General features: G+C 70.1%; 15 protein-coding genes and 1 pseudogene. 5 read left to right on the top strand and 11 right to left on the bottom strand.

Annotated elements, in window-relative coordinates:
- Positions 1-24: 24 nt before the first annotated feature.
- Positions 25-543, bottom strand: a complete 519-nt coding sequence (locus tag ACWC24_RS08150) for a YceI family protein (protein WP_450661999.1) — start codon at positions 541-543, stop codon at positions 25-27.
- Between the two features lie 113 nt (positions 544-656).
- Between ACWC24_RS08150 and ACWC24_RS08145 the strand changes: the two genes are divergently transcribed.
- On the top strand, positions 657-1,187 hold the full coding sequence (locus tag ACWC24_RS08145; protein ID WP_450661998.1) for a MarR family winged helix-turn-helix transcriptional regulator: 531 nt from the start codon (positions 657-659) through the stop codon (positions 1,185-1,187).
- A gap of 32 nt (positions 1,188-1,219) precedes the next feature.
- On the opposite strand, the gene ACWC24_RS08140 is transcribed toward ACWC24_RS08145, so the two are convergent.
- From ACWC24_RS08140 to fabF, 9 genes and pseudogenes are all read right to left on the bottom strand, one after another.
- Positions 1,220-1,828 carry a sigma-70 family RNA polymerase sigma factor gene (locus tag ACWC24_RS08140; RefSeq protein ID WP_450661997.1) on the bottom strand — a complete coding sequence of 203 codons (609 nt, stop codon included), beginning with the start codon at positions 1,826-1,828 and terminating at the stop codon, positions 1,220-1,222.
- 182 nt (positions 1,829-2,010) lie between these two features.
- Entirely contained in the window at positions 2,011-2,742 is a 732-nt protein-coding gene (locus ACWC24_RS08135; RefSeq protein ID WP_450661996.1) for a hypothetical protein, read from the bottom strand.
- Between the two features lie 130 nt (positions 2,743-2,872).
- Positions 2,873-3,835, bottom strand: a complete 963-nt coding sequence (locus tag ACWC24_RS08130; protein WP_450661995.1) for an NAD(P)-dependent oxidoreductase — start codon at positions 3,833-3,835, stop codon at positions 2,873-2,875.
- 110 nt (positions 3,836-3,945) lie between these two features.
- A pseudogene (locus ACWC24_RS08125) lies at positions 3,946-5,651 on the bottom strand (sensor histidine kinase).
- Entirely contained in the window at positions 5,648-6,403 is a 756-nt protein-coding gene (locus ACWC24_RS08120) for a response regulator transcription factor (RefSeq protein WP_450661994.1), read from the bottom strand. The pseudogene ACWC24_RS08125 and the gene ACWC24_RS08120 overlap by 4 nt, the downstream one beginning before the upstream one ends.
- A gap of 176 nt (positions 6,404-6,579) precedes the next feature.
- Positions 6,580-8,337 carry a CotH kinase family protein gene (locus ACWC24_RS08115; protein WP_450661993.1) on the bottom strand — a complete coding sequence of 586 codons (1,758 nt, stop codon included), beginning with the start codon at positions 8,335-8,337 and terminating at the stop codon, positions 6,580-6,582.
- Positions 8,337-9,014 carry a DUF4956 domain-containing protein gene (locus ACWC24_RS08110; protein WP_450661992.1) on the bottom strand — a complete coding sequence of 226 codons (678 nt, stop codon included), beginning with the start codon at positions 9,012-9,014 and terminating at the stop codon, positions 8,337-8,339. Before ACWC24_RS08110 ends, ACWC24_RS08115 begins: the two co-directional genes overlap by 1 nt.
- On the bottom strand, positions 9,011-9,853 hold the full coding sequence (locus ACWC24_RS08105) for a VTC domain-containing protein (protein WP_450662173.1): 843 nt from the start codon (positions 9,851-9,853) through the stop codon (positions 9,011-9,013). The genes ACWC24_RS08110 and ACWC24_RS08105 overlap by 4 nt, the downstream gene beginning before the upstream one ends.
- A gap of 409 nt (positions 9,854-10,262) precedes the next feature.
- Positions 10,263-11,501, bottom strand: coding sequence for a beta-ketoacyl-ACP synthase II (fabF, locus tag ACWC24_RS08100; RefSeq protein ID WP_450661991.1), 1,239 nt, complete (start codon positions 11,499-11,501; stop codon positions 10,263-10,265).
- A 636-nt stretch (positions 11,502-12,137) separates the two neighbouring features.
- Between fabF and ACWC24_RS08095 the strand changes: the two genes are divergently transcribed.
- The 4 genes from ACWC24_RS08095 (at position 12,138) to ACWC24_RS08080 (ending at position 14,740) form a co-directional block, all read left to right on the top strand.
- On the top strand, positions 12,138-12,395 hold the full coding sequence (locus tag ACWC24_RS08095) for an acyl carrier protein (protein ID WP_450661990.1): 258 nt from the start codon (positions 12,138-12,140) through the stop codon (positions 12,393-12,395).
- 49 nt (positions 12,396-12,444) lie between these two features.
- Entirely contained in the window at positions 12,445-13,188 is a 744-nt protein-coding gene (locus tag ACWC24_RS08090) for a 4'-phosphopantetheinyl transferase family protein (RefSeq protein ID WP_450661989.1), read from the top strand.
- Between the two features lie 156 nt (positions 13,189-13,344).
- Entirely contained in the window at positions 13,345-13,983 is a 639-nt protein-coding gene (locus tag ACWC24_RS08085) for a DUF6879 family protein (RefSeq protein WP_450661988.1), read from the top strand.
- A gap of 88 nt (positions 13,984-14,071) precedes the next feature.
- Positions 14,072-14,740, top strand: coding sequence for a DNA methyltransferase (locus ACWC24_RS08080; RefSeq protein ID WP_450661987.1), 669 nt, complete (start codon positions 14,072-14,074; stop codon positions 14,738-14,740).
- Between the two features lie 24 nt (positions 14,741-14,764).
- On the opposite strand, the gene ACWC24_RS08075 is transcribed toward ACWC24_RS08080, so the two are convergent.
- The gene (locus tag ACWC24_RS08075) at positions 14,765-15,496 is read right to left on the bottom strand and encodes a PIG-L deacetylase family protein (RefSeq protein ID WP_450661986.1); all 732 of its coding nucleotides are present in this window, start codon (positions 15,494-15,496) and stop codon (positions 14,765-14,767) included.
- Between the last annotated feature and the right edge of the window lie 378 nt (positions 15,497-15,874).

The following is a 15,874-nucleotide window of genomic DNA, read 5'->3' as shown; positions in this document are numbered from 1 at the left end:
CGAGAACGGCCCCCGGTCGGCAGATCAGGAGGCCCGGGTGAAGCGGAGCGTCGTGGTGACCGTGGTCAGGCCGCGAATCATGCCCAGTTGGTTCCAGCCCATACCGAACTCCGCCCGGTCCACCGTGAATTCGGCGGCCAGCGTGAGCGCCTCGGCGTCCGCCGCGGTCACTCGGGCCGGGAAGGACAGCGGCCGGCTGATGCCGCGCACGGTCAGCTGACCAGACACCTCCACCGCGCCGTCCCCGTCACCGCCCCGCTCGACGTGGCGCGCCACGAAGGTGATCTCCGGGTGGTTGTCGGCGTCGAAGAGGTCGGCGGACCGCAGGTGGGTGTCGCGCTTGGCGTTCTTGGTGTCCAGGGAGGCGACGTCCAGGGTGAGGGCGCCGGTGGCGGTGCCGTCGGCGGCGACCTCGCCCTGACCGGTCACGGCGCCGAAGACGCCCTTGACGGTGACCAGGCCCCACATCGTCCGGTGCCGGAGTTCGACGGCGGAGGCGCTCGGGTCGAGCTGCCAGAGTCCGGTTTCCACGGCGACGGTCATGATCCTTCTCCAGGTGGTCCAAATTTGGATGTTCGAGGTCCGCCACAGTAGCCGGACATCCAAATTTGAACAACCCACTGATCCAAAAATGGACAACAGGTAGACTCGACCTCATGGCAGTCCCCGATGAGCAGCCCACCGACCTGCCCACCGACCTGCCCGAATGCCCGTCCATGCAGGGCGGCACGGGACTGCTCCCCGCCGAGCTGCGCGCCTGGATGCTGCTGCTCGCCGCGACGGGGGCGGTGGAACAGCGGCTGCGTACCGTGGTCAAGGAGCGGCTCGACGTCTCGCACGACGAGTTCCTGGTGCTGTGCCTGCTGGCGGAGATGCCCCGGGAAGGCATCCGGATGACCCGGATCGCGGACCTCCTGGGCCGCCCCAAGACCCGGCTCACCTACCAGATCGCCTGCCTCCAGCACGCCGGACTCGTCACCCGCAGATCGGTCCACGACGACCGGCGCGGCGTCGAGGTCGCCCTCACCGAGAAGGCCCGCCGACTGCTGCGGGAGGCCTCGGACCCGCTCGCCGAGACGGTGACCCAGGCGCTCGCCGGCGTCATGGGACCGGAGCAGCGCGAGGCGGTGTGCGGGCTGCTGCCCGGCCTCGACGACGGGAGCGGCCGGAGCACCACGACACCGTAGGCACCCCGCCCGCACCCCCTTCCGGACACGGCTCAGGCGGCCGCCTCGGCCAGCAGGTCCAGCAGGGCCGCCCTGGCCCGCGCCACCCGGGACCGGACGGTGCCGACCGGACAGCCGCTCAACGCGGCCGCGTCCGCGTACGGCAGACCGAGCAACTGGGTGAGGACGAACGCCTCGCGCCGCTCGGCCGGCAGCAGCCCCAGCAACTCCGACAGAGCGACGCCGTCTTCAAAACCGGGCAGGTCGCGGGGCTGGGCGCGCTCGACCGCCGACTGCCAGTCCGGTACGTCGATCGGCCGGGGCCGGGCGGCCGCGTACCGGTAACTGTCGATCACCGCACGGCGGGCGATGGACAGCAGCCAGGACCGGGCGGAGGAACGCCCCTCGAAACGGTGCAGACTGCCCAGCGCCCGCAGGAACGTGTCCTGCGCCAGATCGTCGACCGCCTGCGGATCGGCGCACAGATGGGCGACGTAGCGCAGGACGTCGCGTTGCAGCGCGCGTACCAGTTGCTCGACCGCCCGTGCGTCACCGCCCCGGGCGGCCAGGGCCCAGGCGGTGACCGACTCGTCGGTCGATGTCGCTTTGTCGCTTCTGCCGTACGCGGTGGGCGGGGAGCCGGGCAGGGTGGAGGAGATCACCTGGTGTCCTTCTCGGATCGTCCGGGGCAGCGCGGGCAGCCCGCAGTGCCCCGGATCCGGACCTCGGCGCATGCGACGGCGCGGACGGTCCGGTGGGCGGGGAGACACGGCCGCGGCGCCTGCGCGCTCGCACGACCGTGGCCCGGGGCCACACAGGGGCGGCCCCGGGTTGCCGGCTGCCGTCAGGCGGCAGCGGTCCCCGCGGGCGGCCCCCGGGAGGTGATCGCGTGGACGAGAAGGAGAAGACGGGGCGCCCGGTCCGAGCGGGGACGGCCCACGCCGAGGCGCGGCCGGTCCGCCGGGGCGGGCAGGGCGAGCAGCAGCCGCAGGGGCGCCGCGAGCCGGCCGGCCACGGTCCGCAGGATGCGGAACACGGACTTCTCGCCGTACGCCAGCCAGAGCCCGCACAGCACGGCTGCCAGGAGATGGGCGACGAGCATGCCGTACGCGGACGAGCCACCGCCCATGAGGGGATCGCCATCCGGGAACTGCCCCACGCGATCCATATGACCCATATGACCCATGGAGTCCATGCGGCCCATGGACCACATGGACTCCATGGACCGCATGGAGCTCATGTCCATACGCCCCATGTCCATGTCCACGTGGCCCATGTGGTCCACGTGGTCCATGTTCATGGTGGCGGCCATGTCCGCGGACGTCGACCGGGCGAGGGCGAACGCCGAGTGCAGGGCCGTCTGAGCGGCGACGACAGCGGTCACGACCAGCGGCAGCCCACGCTCACGGCCCGTCAGACACCAGCCGACGGCACCGGTCACGATCACGGCGGTGGCCAGCACCCAGCCGGGCACGTACGTGCCCGACATCATGACGTGCCCCAGGGCGGCGAGCAGCACACAGACGACCGCGAACACCGCGGCCCGTACCGTGCGCGAACACCACCCCGCCGTCATGCCACCCCATCCTTGCACCCGGGTTCCAGGTCGTCAGAGGTGAGTACGGATTTTCCCGGCCAGGACTCGGGTCCGGCTCGACCGTTCTGCTCGGCCGGTCGGTCGGTCGGCCGGTCGGCCGGCCGTCGGCTCAGGCGGAAGGCTTCTCGTCGAAGCTCGCGAAGTAGGCGGCGACCATGTCCTCGTCGGCGTGCCCCTGGGCGGCGGCGCGCTCCAGGCGCTCCGCGCTCGCGGCGGCCACGTCGAGCCGGACACCGTGGCGCGCACCGGCCTCGACGATCAGCCGGGCGTCCTTCGCCGCGGTCGTCACCGCGAAGGACGCCGGGGACAACCGCCCCTCCAGCACGAGTTGGGCCTTGGCGCGCAGATAACCCATGTCGAGCGGGCCGCCCGCGATCAGGTCGAAGAAGCTCTGCGGGTCCACCTCCAGCCCCTCCGCCAGGGCCAGCACCTCGCCGGTCGCGGCGGTGGCCGCGATGACCCAGCTGTTGGCGACGAGCTTCAGCCTGCTGGCGCTGCCGGCCGCGCCGTCCTCACCGGTCCACACCGTACGGGAGCCCACGGCGTCGAACACCGGCGTCACCAGGTCCCGCGCCTCGGCCGGACCGGCGGCCAGCACGGTGAGCTGCCCGGCCTCCGCGGGCTGGCGGGTGCCCAGCACGGGGGCGTCGTAGAAGTGCAGGCCGTGCTCGCGGGCGAAGGCGGCCAGCTCGTCGATCGCCTCGACACCGGCGGTGGTGGCCTGTACCCAGGCGGTGCCGGGGCGCAGCGCGGACGCCGCCCGGCGCATCACGTCCAGGACCGCGGGACCGTCGTACAACATGGTCAGGACGACGTCGGTGCCCTGAACCGCCTCGGCGGGGTCACCGGCGACGTACGCGCCGTCGGCGGCCAGCGGTTCCGCCTTGTCCCGGCTGCGGTTCCAGACCCGGACGGCATGTCCGGCACGGGCCAGGTTGCGGGCCATCGCGGCCCCCATGATGCCGGTGCCCAGAACGCTCACGCTGCGCTGGTCAGTCATCTTCGTCGGTCTCCAGTTCCTGTTGCCGTGAGTGGCGCGGAGGTCGGTCCGGGTACCGGACCAGCCAAGCATGCGGCACGCCCAGCCGCTCCCCCGGCCCACCGCCCGCTTCGCCGTCCACGGCGGGCGGCCCGGGACACCGGCGGCGGGAACCTGGAATCGCACGACGTGCGCGTGGAGGTTCAGGGCCGCCCTTGAGATCCGAGGTGGCCCCGAGGCGTCCGGTCCGCACGGGCCGGAGGGCACGTCTCGTCGTTGTCGTGCGTCGGCGCGGTGGCCGAGTCGGGCAGGAGCAGACGGAAGGTGCAGCCCTCACCCGGGCGGTTGTCCAGTTCGAGACGTCCCCCGTGGGCGGCCGCGATGGCCGCGGCGATGGCGAGGCCGAGGCCGGAACCGGGTTCGGGCGCGGTCTCGGAGCCGGGTTCGGCGGGTTCGGCGTCTTCCTCGAGCCGGCCGGGCGGAGTTGCCCGGTAGAAGCGCTCGAAGACATGGGGAGCCTCGTCGGGATCGATGCCGAGACCGTTGTCGGCGACCTCGATGACGCACACGGGGGTACGGGGCGGCAGCGGCGGACCGCTGCCGAGGCTCTCCCCGGCAGAGGTGCGGGTTGCGCCGACCCGGACGCGGATGCCCGAGTCGGCGGGAGTGTGGGCGCAGGCGTTGGAGAGCAGGTTGCCCAGGACTTGGGCGAGCTGATGTGGGTCGCCGGGAGCTTCGACGATGTCGAGATCGTCGTCGAAGCCGCTGTCGACGTCGGCGCCGAGGCCGGTGCCGATACCGAGGCGGGTGCCGGTGTCGGTGGAATGGCTCGCGAGGGGTTCGAGGGTGATGGCGCGGCGCGGGTGGCGTATCGCGGTGGTGGCGATGGCGTCGGCCGCCAGGCACAGGAGGTCGACGGGTTCCCGGTGCGCCACGCGTGCGCCGCTGTCGCTGTCGGCGTCGCCGAGTTTGGCGAGGAGGAACAGGTCGTCGACGAGACGGCTCATCCGGTCGGCGTTGTGGGCGATCAGGGCGTGCGCCTCCTGCCGTCGCCGGTCCGCCATGCCGGGTTCGTCCAGAAGGAGCTCGGCGAAGCCCTGGATGGCGGTGAGCGGAGTGCGCAGTTCGTGGCCGGCGTCCGCGAGGAAGCGGCGCAGTTGCTGTTCGGAGGCCTCCCTGCGGTGGAGCGCGGTGCGCAGCCGGTCGAGCATGGTGTTGAGGGCCAGGCCCAGCCGTCCGACCTCGGTGTCCGGGTCGGTCACCGGGACGTTGAGTTCGAGTGCGCCGTCGGTGATGTGCTGGGCGGTGCGCTCGACGCGGGTGAGTGGGCGCAGCCCCAGACGGACGGCGCCGTTGCCCAGGACGACGACCCCGACGGCGACAGCGGCGCCGAGGCCCAGGCTGACCCACAGGAGTTTGGTGGTGGCGCCGTCCACGGTGTCCAGCGGCAGGGCGACGACGGCGCGCATGTGGTCGGCCCCGAGTAGACGATCACTCGCCAGCCCGATCCGTCGGCTCCGTCCTCGGACTCGACGGTGCTCGGCCGTCCGGCGGTCAGGTCGAGGTCGGCGGCACGTCGCGGCAGCCGGGGGCCCGAACCGTTGCCGCCGCCCAGGGAACTGCGCAGCAGGTTTCCGTCCCGGTCGTAGAAGAAGACGCGGTAGTCCGAGGGCAGTGCGTTGTCCGAGCTCGGCGGGGGCATCGCCCCCTGCTCGGCGAAGCCCAGATAGAAGCTGTCCGGCGGCCGGAAATGGGAGAGGCGGTTGTCGACCTGGTCGGTGAGCCAGCCGTGCAGCACGATGAGGCCCGCGAGCTGGCACAGCAGGACGGCGCTGGTGGCCAGAAGGCCGGCGATCAGGACGAGGCGGAAGCGCAGGGAGTGCGGGCGCGGGAGGCGGGGCCGCCTCATCGCGTCGCCGCGTTCGTCTCTTCGCGCGGCAGCCGCAGGCAGTAGCCGACGCCGCGCACGGTGTGGATCAGTGGCGGCCCATCGCAGTCGATCTTGCGGCGCAGGTTCTTGACATAGGTGTCGACGATGCGGGTGTCGCCGGAGAAGTCGTACTGCCAGACCTGCTGGAGGATCTCCGGTTTCTCCAGGACGCGTTCGGGCTGGGCCAGCAGGCAGGCCAGGAGCCGGAACTCGGTCGGCGACAGTTTCAGCGGACGGCTCCCGCGCCGCACTTCACGGGTGGTCTCGTCCAGGACGAGATCGCCGTAGCGCAGGGGTGGGCGGGCGCCGACCGCCGTGCTGGCGGGAGCGGAACTGCGGCGCAGGATGGCGCGGATGCGCAGCAGCACCTCCTGGACGTGGAAGGGCTTGGTGACGTAGTCGTCGCCGCCGGAGCTCAGGCCGATGATGCGGTCCTCGACACCGGTCCTCGCGGTGAGGAACAGCACCGGTGTGTAGACGCCCAGGGCACGCAGGTCGCGGGTGAGCTGGAAACCGTCGGTGTCGGGCAGCATGACGTCGAGGACGATCAGGTCGGGGCGGCGCCTGCCGGCCTCGAACATGGCCTCCTGCCCGTTGGACGCGCTCGCCACGGCGTACCGGGCCGCGGTGAGCGCGGAGGTGAGCAGCGTTCGGATGCTGGCGTCGTCCTCCACGACCAGGACGGTGTGCCCGGCGACAGGTGTACGCGAAGGGGTGTGCTGGTCGATCACGTTCGGATACCTCGGGGAACGGGCAGGAGGAGCCGTCGCGCGACGGATCCCGGTCGTGCGGCGCGATGGTAGACGGAGATCCTGTGCGCGAAAGGCATGCTTCATCCTCGATCGGGTGGATGACGACATCCCGGGCCATACCCTCGGAGCAGGGAAGGCCCGGGATGCCGGAGCTCTCAGCCGCCGACCTCCTTGTCCTTGGCCAGGGCCGCCGTGCGGTCGGTGACGGTCTTCTGGAGCTTGGTCACCGCGGTGTCCAGGTCCTTGGAGCCGGCGCCCGCGGCCCGGGCCTGCTCCGCGACCTCCTGGAGGTGCTTCGCCGCCGCGCCCGAGCCGTAGAACTTCTGGTACAGCTCGCGGTACGCCTTCTTGTACGTGGCGTCGAAGGCGTCGGAGTCGAGGAACCTGGTCTTCAGGACGTGCCCCATGAGGCCACCGCCCAGGCCACCCTTCGTGTCGCCGCCGCCTTGCTGCCCGGGGTCGCCGGCCGCCCCGCCGGGCATGCCCTGGGGCATCCCGGACGGCATGCCCTCAGGCATTCCCTGGGGCATCCCGCTCGGCATCGCGTCGGGCTGCTGCTGCGCACCCGACGGCGCTCCGGAGGGCGCGGCACCGCCCGCCGAGGGCTGCTGGGCGCCGCCCTGCCCGCCGCCGGGGTTTCCCGTGCCACCGGGCATCCCGCCGCCCATGCTGATCGAGTCGTCGGGCCCGGCGGTCGCGTCGCCGCTGAAGGTCAGGTTGTAGTCCCAGCCCAGGACGGAGAACTTCTGGGTGTCCAGGTCGTACCGGAGCAGGTAGTTCTTGCCGGGCCCGGCCATGTCGTCGAAGTTCAGCAGCAGGTTCTGCGCCGCGAGATAGGTGGCGAGCGAGTCGACGTCCACGTACTTGTGAAGATCGCGGACGAACTCCTTGTCCGAGGCACCGTTGACCCACTTGATGAGTTTCATCACCGGTTCGAGGTCCTGGCTGCCCTTCTTGTCGAGCTGCTTGAAGGAACTCTCGTAATCGGTGGGGTCGTCGCCCTTGTACTCGAAGCTGCCGCTCGCCCTGGCCTTGTAGAGCACCCCGTTGCCGTCGGACACGTCGTCCGCGTAGTCGGTGTCGGGGGCCTCGACCATGAGGCGGGTGGCGGTCGGCCGGTCGTTCACCTTCAGCTCGGTGAAGGCGTACCGCTCGGCCTTCGTCCCGCTGTCCTCGGTGAGCGACAGCGACAGCGCCTCGTTGAGCGGGACCTGATCATTGCTGCCGGGACGCAGCGAGATCTCCCGCTCGCCCTGGTAGGCACGGCCCTCGACGAACTCGTCGATCTTGACGAGCCAGGGAAGTTCCTCGGGCTTCGCCGCGGACAGGTCGTACTGCACCATGCCGCCCGCGCCGCCCATACCACCCATGCCGCCCGCGCCACCGGGACCACCGCCCGCCGCCTGCTTCCCGTCGCCGCCCCGGCCTGCGGCTCCGTTGGCGGCGAAGTCCGGTACGCCCTGGGCGCCTTGGGGCAGGCCGCCCCCGCCACCACCGGGCGTACCCTTGCTGCCGCGCAGGGAGGACAGGGTGGAGTTGCCCTTGAGACGGATCCCGACGTCGTTGAGGTACACGCCGTCGACGACGAGGTCGGCCTCGATGTAGTCCTTGGTGCCGTCCTCCTTGAACTCCTTCATCATCTTGTCGAAGTCGGTCTGCTGATAAGTGAGTTGGACCGAGTGCGACACCGACGTGTCGTACAGGTCCACCGCCCCCCCGACGTTGTCCGTGATGGCGTCTGCCTCGGCGCGCGAGGACGACGTGACGTACGGGGAGATCCGCGCGTCGCCGAGGAAGGCGACGAGCGCGGCGAGTCCGACGCCCATCGCCGCGGCCGGCTTCCAGTGGTGGCGCAGGCGGACGGGCAGCCGGTCCCGCAGTCGCGGCTGCCGCGCCTTGAACTCGCCGCTCATCAGAGGTCCGTCGTGTCGTATCCGGTCAGAACCGTGACCCGCTGCCCCGAGGTGCGTTCCTGAAGGGCGCTGACCAGGTCACCGGGCTCGGCACCCTTCTTCAGCCGCACCGTGTAGAAGACCTCGCTCAGGGCGCCGCCGCGGATCGTCTCCGTGCTCACCAGCTCGAACTCACTGGTGTACTTGATCAGTACGTCACGGATCTGCGGCGTGTAGTCGTCCCCGGCCGGGACCTGGACCTTGACGACCTGACGCTGCACGTTCAGCGCGAACCAGTTGAACTTGAACATCACCAGGACGACGGCGCAGATCACCACGGCGCCGACCGCGGCCAGTGTGTAGAACCGGGCGCCGCAGGCCATGCCTATCGCCATGGCCAGGAAGATGAATCCGACGTCCCGGGTCTCCTTGACCGCGTTGCGGAAGCGGACCACGGACAGGGCTCCGACAAGTGAGAACGCGCGGGCCAGGTTGGATCCGACGACCAGCATGATCAGGGCGACGATCATGCCGACGACGACCAGGGTCTGCACGTACGACTGGCTGTAGGAGACGTTGCGGTGCGTGTACCGGTACACATGGCCGATCAATGTGGACAGGATGAACGACAGCAACATCGACGCCACGACGTCGGCCACGCTGAACGTGCCGCTGAGTTCCTGTAGATCGAAGTTCACTGTGCTCCTACTTTCAACGACGCATCGGACTGCGTCGGCCGCTGCTCGTGCGGCTGCTCTTCAGTGGGGGTGGGTGGCGGGTAGTCCGCCTCGTCGACATGGAAGACCGAACGCGGGGCCAGGCCGAACGCCTCGATGGACTGCGTGTACTTCGAGATCCGTACGAGGTCGAGGTTGCGCCGCGCGGCGAGGTCGGTGATCCAGTGGGGGGTGCGCTCGTTGACCTTGATCTCCATGACCGACAGGTGCGGCGGGATCGTGAACCGGTTCTCCGGCGTGGCGATGCCGAAGTGGAAGTCCCGGTCCCGGCCGCGGATCCGGCGATCGAAGGTGATGCGCAGGCCGGTGTCCGCGTGCCGCCCGACGAGTGCCTCTCGCTGGTAGCCGGTGACGGCCGTGGGGCGCAGGTCGAGCCGTACGACCAGGTCGAGGACCTCCTGGATGAAGGCGCTCTCCTTCACCGAGTGGTCCACCATCACCCGGTCGTCGCACAACTGCCGTGCGACGCCGTAGGGAAGGGTGATGCGGCGCTTCTGCGTGACCCGGTTGACCCGCTGCTTGATCTCCACGCACATCGGCGACTCGTCGGTGACGCCGTCGAGGTCGCCGTAGTGCCGTACGCGCAGCTTGCGGCGGAACTTCAGACCCTCGATCTTCTCCCAGTAGAACCGGAGCTGAGGAGAGTCGTAGTACAGGCTCCACACGCCGTATCCGCCGACCGGGCTGTACGGATCGCTGTCCATCCGCTCGGCCAACTCGTCGCGGATGTCGGCCGCTCGGTCGACCGGCACCAGATACTTCAGCTCGAACCGGTTGAACGCGTGCAGCCGACTGGCCACATGCAGCGGCTCCTCGCTCCCCTGCTCCCCTCCGGCCGCGGGGGCCTTGTCCTCCTGGCTCTCACGCGCCGCGGCAGCCCTCGACAGGAACACCATCCGCCTCCTTGCTCGTACGTTGCCGACCGACTGGCTTCGCACACGCAATCAACGGCGCATGAAGGACCCATGAGAATCGCGGGTTTATTTAAGGAGTCTTCCGAGAGTCCAGAAAGTGAACAGAAAGCGACCCAGGGGAGCGCGACGATCGCCCGCGGCTCCAGCGGAATCCGGTCCGCCGCCAACAGCGGCCGCAGCCGCCCGGCGGTGCGGCGTCACGCCGCACCGCCGTTACGTACCGTCACAAGCCCGGAGCGCCAGGCCGGCCGGGAGCGCGGCACGGTTGACAGCGAACTCTCCGGGCGCCGAACCCTCAGAGCGGGTCGGGGGCGGTGAACACCACGACGACGTTCTGTCCGCCGAAGCCGAAGGCGTTCGCCATCGCTGTACGCACGGGCACCCGCCGCGCGACGCCGGGCACGTGGTCCAGGTCGCACTCCGGGTCCGGGGAGTCCAGATTGATCGTGGGCGGCACGACGCCGTCACGGATGGCCAGCGCGCACACCATCGCGTTCAGCGTGCCGGCTCCACCGATCATGTGGCCGACGGTCGACTTCGGGCTGCTCACGGGGATCCGGTCCATCGCCGCGCCGAGCGCCGCGCGGAGCGCCTTGGTCTCGGTGCTGTCGTTGGCCTTGGTGGAGGTGCCGTGGGCACAGACGTAGTCGATGTCGTCCGGTGCGACCGCGGCCCGCTGGACTGCGGTCCTGATCGCGGCCGCGGCGTACTCACCCGTCGGGAGCGGGTGGCTGACGTGGAAGGCGTCACAGGTCAACGCGGCGCCGCTGACGGTGGCGTACGGGGTGACTCCGCGCCGGCGGGCGTGCTCGGCGGACTCCAGGACCATGATCACCGCCCCCTCGCTGAGCACGAACCCGTCCCTGTCCGCGTCGAACGGGCGGCTCGCCGCGGCAGGGTCGTCGTTGCGCCGGGACAGCGCGCCCATGGTGGACAGACCGTTCATGAACAACGGCGTGATCCCCGCCTCGGTACCGCCGCAGACGACCACGTCCGCCTCGCCGGAGAGGATCAGGCGCCGCGCGTCCATCAGGGAGTACAGGCCGCTCGCGCAGGCCAGCACATTGGCGTTGACAGGGCCGTGGACGCCGAGGTCGATCGCCACCTCGCAGCCGGGCATGTTCGCCAAGGAGTACGGCACGAAGTAGGCGCTCGGTTCCCGGTCGGCGACCAACTGCCGCGTGGCCGCCTCGATGGTGTCGAAGCCCGCGACCCCGGCGTTCACCACGACCGCCACCCGGTCCCGGTTGTCGTCGTCGATGCCCAGCTTCGCGTCGGCCACCGCCTCGCGCGCCGCCACGACGGCGAACGCGGTGAACCGGGAGATACGCCGGGTGCGCTTGGCGTCAAAATGGTCGGAAAGCCGGAAAGACTTCACTTCACCGGCGATCCGGGTGCTCATTCCGGTGGTATCGAAAGCGGTAACGGGTGCGATGCCGGACCGACCCGCCACTATCGCTTCCCAGCTGCTCTCCCGATCATTTCCGACCGGAGTCAGGGCCCCTATGCCTGTGATTACGACGTCATCAGTCATTGCACCGAGAATACTCAGCAGAGCCGATCCGGGCAATACCACCCGCCGGGCCCTCCACCGCGCACGCCCGGATCTGGACACCGGGATGGGCCGGTGCCAAAGTGGGGAAGCGTGCGGATCCCCGAGGACGAACGCGTCGCCATATTCGGAATGAACCTGCGCACATCCGAAGGAATAACGGATTCCGATTCCCGCCAACCTGCCCCCGGGAGCGACCGGAACCCTGACAGTCGGGCTGCTACGCAGCTCAGAGCAGCTTTCAGCAGTATCCGAGCGGGCGCAGCGACCCGTACAGGACACCCGCCCGACCCTCCCCTCCTCGACTCCGGACCCTTCGCCGCACCTCTCGTGACACATGCGTGGCCGACCTTTGAAACCTTCTCCAACTCAAGCGTTTTCCGGTAATTCCTCGAACGCTTTTCAAGTGCCCCTCAAGCGCTTATCGAGCGGCAATCAAGCTTTTGTCGAGCGGCGCTCAAGCTTTTATCAAGTACGACTGGAGACAGTATGCTGGGCATTCACGCGCCCAGCAATCATCCGATCCACGCCGCGCAGGACGCAGGTATCCTCACCGGCATCGGCCACATCCATCTTCACCCCCGGCTCGCTTTCCGCACAACCACAAGGAGAAACTCCATGTCCAATTCCACTGAGGTGACCGCGGAGGCCGTGCACGAGCTGCTCCGCACCGAGCTCGTCGACCTCGGCATACCGGAGGAGATCATCTCCGCGGAGACCACGATCGACACGCTGGAGATCGATTCGCTCGACATCGCCGACCTGATGGTCACGGTCAAGCAGAGGTACGGCGTGGACATCCGGCGCGCCGAACTGGCCGGTGTCACCATCGGCGGACTGGTGGACCGCGTCCTGGCCGACGCCTCCGCTCGTTGACGGCGGCCTTCGCCGACCGCGGGCACCTGGAGACGGGGAGACGGGAGCGATGACCGACGCGGACGGCCCGGTGGCCGTGGTGGCGGACACCGACGAGGTGCTGCGGCATCCGTCGGCGGGGACGCACCTGCTGAACGAGGGAGAGCGGGGGCGGCTCACGCGGTTCCACCGGGAGACGGCCCGTCGGGACTTCGTCGCCGCGCACGCTCTGGTCCGGCTCTGCGCGGGGTGGCTGCTGGGCGTCGCCCCGACCGAGGTGGCCTTCGCCCAGCGCTGCCCGACGTGCCGCGGGACCGACCACGGCCGGCCGCTGCTCGCCGACCGGCCGGACGTGCACCTGAGTCTCTCGCATGCCGACGGCGTGGTGGCCGCCGCCGCCGGTCACGTCCCGGTGGGCATCGACGTGGAGCGGCTCGTGCGTGGCCGCGGCACCGAGGTCAAGCGGCATGTGCTCACCGCCGCCGAGCTCGCCCTGGTGACCGCGCACGCGGACCCTGATCACGCCTTCCTGCGCCAGTGGGTCCGCAAGGAGGCGTTGATCAAGATAGGCAGGACGGACCTCGATTCGCTCGACGCCCTTGATCTCTCGGCGCTTCCGCTGGACGGGCGGGAGGACGGGTCACCACTGCGCTTCGAAGACCTCTACGTCACGGACTGGAACGACTCTCGCCGAGGTGCCCTGGCCTCGGTGGTGAGCGCCGAACCGGCTCGGCTGGCCACCGTGTCGAGGAGCGAGGCTTCGCGTCCGTCTCCACCGCCGGCAGCGGCGGCCACCCCTGCCACGACTCGCTGACGCCCGGCCGTCAGCCGCCCGGCCGGTCCTCCAGTCCGGTTCAAGGCCGAACCTGTCAACTGGGGTCAAGGCCACGGGCTCGCCTCCCACAGGGGCATCGCCGGCGTCCGCCGACCGGCTGCGCCCGCGCATGCGCCGGCGGGCGTCGACGAGGCGATGTCCGCGTCGTGCTCCACCGGGCCACGGCAGGTGGAGCTGCCGGACGAGGCGCTCGCCGACCGGTTCGCCCTGACCCTGTACAACCTTGGATTGGAGATTCGCATGTCGAGCAATTTCCCGGCCTTCGCCGAGTTGATCGCGCAGACCAAGCACTCCGCCGTCCACCTGGAGACGCGCGACATCTACACCCCGCAGGGGCCGGTCTTCGTGGACTGGCAGAAGGGCGTCCCGATCGAGTACGACCGGCACGGCGACTGGATCGACCTGGTGCAGGACGCGACGAAGCGCGGCATCGACTGGCGACGGGCGCGGATCGTGTCCGAGCCGGTCACCGACTTCATCCAGTACGAGTGGGAGACCACCACGATCGTCAACGTGCCCGCCGGCGAGAAGGTGCGCTGGCTGCCGAGGCAGCGCGCGTCGGACCTGCTGCTGCCGGGCAACGACTTCTGGGTGTTCGACGACACCCTGCTGCGCTTCACCAACTTCCACGGCGACGGCTCGTGGGGCCCGCACGAGTTCTCCGAGGACCCGAAGCTGATCCGGCGGTGCAAGGAGGCGTTCGAAGCCGTGTGGGAGCGCGCCGTCGACCACGCCGACTACACGCCGCCGCGCAAGGAGCAGGCCGCGGCCTGAGGCGACCAAGCCCGACGACCCCTCCCCCGTCACCGCGGGCATCGTCCGCGGGACGGGAGACGGGTCGTCCTCGTCGTAGGAGGAAAACATGACGGCACACCGACTGCTCCGCCTGGACAGCGCGGACAAGGCACGCGAGCGGCCACCAGGTGCGCGTAACGACATCCACTTCACCGAGGCGCAGATCCGGCCGATCGTGGAGGCGTTCAGTCCGCCGGGCGGCCGGGTGCTCGACCCGTTCTCCGGCTACGGCACCACCATCGTCGTCGCCGACCGGCTCGGCCGCGTCGGCACCGGGATCGAGTTGCAGGAACAGCGCGTCGCGTCCAGCAGCGCCCGGCTGCCGTCGGGTTCGCCGAGCCGGTTCCTCGCGGGCGACGTGCGCGACTGGGACCGGCTCGGGCTCGGCGAGTTCGACCTGTGTCTGACCAGCCCGCCGTACATGGCGCGGCACGACCACCCGGAGAACCCGCTCACCGCGTTCCGCACCATGGACGGCTCCTACGGACGCTACCTCGCCGAACTGGCGGACATCTTCGGCACCATCGGCAAGCATCTGCGTCCGGGCGGCCGGATCGGCGTCTGCGTCGGCAACTTCCGTGACTCCAGCGGCAAGGTCACCCCGCTGGCGTTCGACGTCGGGCACGCGCTGTCCGCGGTGCTCGAGTTCGAGGGCGAGATCTACTTCGAGTGGAGCACGCCGTCGGAGAGCCTCACCGGCGACTACTGTCTGCTGTTCTCCGCTCCTGACTCCTGATCCGGCCCCGACTCCCGATGCCGTTCAGACACCGATGATCTCGAACGGCATGGTCGGCACGTCGTGGAAGCGCTCGCCGAAGCGCGTGAGCTTGGCGGTGAGGTAGCCCGCGACGTCGGCCATCGGGTTGTCCGGCGGCAACGACGCCAGATAGCCGGCGTGCGCGGCCAGTGCCTCGATGCCGGCGTCCATGCCATCGGTGACGTCGACGGCGTGCCCGGACGCCGGGGAACCGCCCACCGCCACACAGCGCACTCCGGCCCACGGCTCGAAGCCCTCGTCGACGAGGTCGGGGAAGACCCAGGGGTTGCCGGCGTCGCTCGCCGCGTCGAGCAGCGCGACGCCCACGTTGCGGTGGTCCGGGGTGTTCCAGTCGCCGCTGCGCCACCGTTCGTGGAAGTTGATGGTGACCAGCACGTCGGGGCGGTACTTGCGGATCGAACGCGCGATGTCACGGCGCAGCGGCAGGCCGTACTCGATGACGCCGTCCGGGTGGCCGAGGAAGTCCACGTCCCGCACCCCGACCGCGGCCGCGGCCCGCACCTGTTCCGCGGCGCGCAGCGCACCGGTGGCGTCCGGGTCCATGGTGGCGATCCCGGCCTCGCCGCGGCTCACCACGGCATAGGCGACGAACTTGTCCTGCCCGGTCCACCTGGCGACGGCGCAGGCGGGCCCGTACTCCAGGTCGTCGGGATGCGCGACGACACACAGCGCGCGCTGCCAGTCCTCCGGCATCGGTTCGTACGGCTTGGTCATGTCGCCTCTCCAAGAATGCGCGTCGGCCGAGTCTTCACGGGGCAATTTCCGTCTTCACGGGGGCGGCCTCCGTCCTCACGGGGCCGTCTGCGCGGTGGATCGCAGGCATTCTTCGAAGAAGGCGCGTGCGCGCAGGCGGCAGGAGCGGGCGGCCGGGCCCGCAGTCACCCGTGGTCCCTCGTCGGTCGGCGGCGAACTGGGTCCGGACGGCCGGGACACCCGCACCGCAGGAGCCCCGGCACACGGAGAAGGTCAGGCGAGCTGACGGGCGAAGGTCGCCATATCGAAGTAGAGCGTCTCGTCGATCAGCACATCACCGTCGAAGTGGAAGAAGATCGCCACCGGAGCGTCCACGGTCTTGCCGCGATTGGGTATACC

It is taken from the genome of Streptomyces sp. NPDC001443 (assembly GCF_053597355.1).
The sequence above is the reverse complement of the archived record's forward strand: the minus strand, read 5'-3'. Positions and strand labels throughout refer to the sequence as shown.